This is a genomic window from Microbulbifer sp. (assembly GCF_051659245.1).
Taxonomy (GTDB): Bacteria; Pseudomonadota; Gammaproteobacteria; order Pseudomonadales; family Cellvibrionaceae; genus Microbulbifer.
In genome coordinates, this window is the sequence record NZ_JBOFOC010000204.1 from 1 (window position 1) to 1,433 (window position 1,433).

Annotated in this window: 3 protein-coding genes; all 3 read left to right on the forward strand. The window is 64.3% G+C overall.

Features of this window, described 5'->3' with window-relative positions:
- Nucleotides 1-272, forward strand: a 272-nt coding sequence (locus ACRC0P_RS19045; RefSeq protein ID WP_438632889.1) for a hypothetical protein, incomplete at its 5' end; no start/stop codon positions are given.
- Nucleotides 273-395: 123 nt separating this feature from the next.
- Nucleotides 396-569, forward strand: a complete 174-nt coding sequence (locus ACRC0P_RS19050; RefSeq protein ID WP_438632890.1) for a sigma factor-like helix-turn-helix DNA-binding protein — start codon at nucleotides 396-398, stop codon at nucleotides 567-569.
- Nucleotides 562-1,433: FecR family protein (locus ACRC0P_RS19055; RefSeq protein ID WP_438632891.1), on the forward strand; the 872-nt coding region annotated here is incomplete at its 3' end. The genes ACRC0P_RS19050 and ACRC0P_RS19055, both read left to right, overlap by 8 nt.

Below are 1,433 nucleotides of genomic sequence, written 5' to 3' on the forward strand. Positions count from 1 at the left end.
CAGATCTGCCGCGCGCCACGGCCTGGCACGAGCGCAAGCTCGATTTCGCCGACACCCCCCTCAGCGATGCCATCGCCGAAGCGAATCGCTATTCCCGCGATCAGGTCGTGCTCGACGCGCCGCGCCTCCAGAACGCCCGCATCAGTGGCGTCTTTCAGGCCGGCAGGAACGACTTGCTCGTCGAGGGCTTGCAGGCCCTCTTTGACTTGCATGTCGATCGCACCGACGACGGCAGCTTCCTCCTCACCGACGCGACGCCGGCGGGCCGGTAACGCCCCAGCCCGGCTTCCACGCCATTGTCGCGCCAGCTGAAATTTTTCTCCGTGAATCACTGGGGTGAGCACACCTTCGGTTGTCTCTTAATGTAGGACACGGGAATTTGCGGAGCAGGAAGCATGAACCGCTTCGAGAACATGACGTACGGTGAGATCGCCGCGGAGCTAGGAGTGTCGGTCTCCACGATCGAGAAGCACGTGAGCCACGCCATCAGCCAACTGCACCAGAAGGTGAACGCCTCGCCACAGCCCTTGGAGGTCAGCGCCCCGCGGCGCTCGTCCCGCCATGAATGAAGATCGGGATCGGGCTCATTCATCGGCGGCGACCGAGGCTGCGGACTGGTACGCGCGACTGCGGGCCACGGACATCCCGGAAATGGATGCGACCCGTTTTCGCGCCTGGCTCGTGGGCGACCCTGCAAGACGGCGGGAGTTCGAAGCGATCGATGCGCTCTGGGACGACCTGAAATCCATCGAGGCGTCGCCGGAGATCGGGCGGATTCGGGGCGAGATTGCCGCGCGCCGGCGCAAAATCGCCCGCCCGCGCGTGAGCGCATGGCTGGCGAGCGCTGCCATCCTCTTCTTGGCTGTTGTCGTCGGAGGCATGTTCTCTTGGCAGCACCGGGAGGCCAACCACTACGCTACCGATGTCGGCGAGCAGCGAACCGTACCGCTGCCCGACGGTTCAGTGATCCGGCTCAACACCGATTCGGCAATCCGCATCCATTACGCGGCCGATCGCCGCAGCATCGAGCTGGTGCGGGGGCAAGTGAATTTCAAGGTCGTCAAGGATCCTGCCCGACCGTTCACGGTCATCGCCAGCGGCGGTGAGGTGCGGGCCGTTGGAACGGTGTTCGACGTTTATGAGAGCGACAATTCGGTGACCGTCACCTTGATCGAAGGCAAGATCGCGGTAGCGGCGACAACGCAATCGAGTGCCGAACCGCCAGCGGCGAAGGACCGCATACTCCTTTCAGCGGGCGAGCAGCTTTCATATTCTGCCGGAGTGGTCTCGGTGAAGCGGCGGAACGCAGATCTGCCGCGCGCCACGGCCTGGCACGAGCGCAAGCTCGATTTCGCCGACACCCCCCTCAGCGATGCCATCGCCGAAGCGAATCGCTATTCCCGCGATCAGGTCGTGCTCGACGCGCCGCGCCT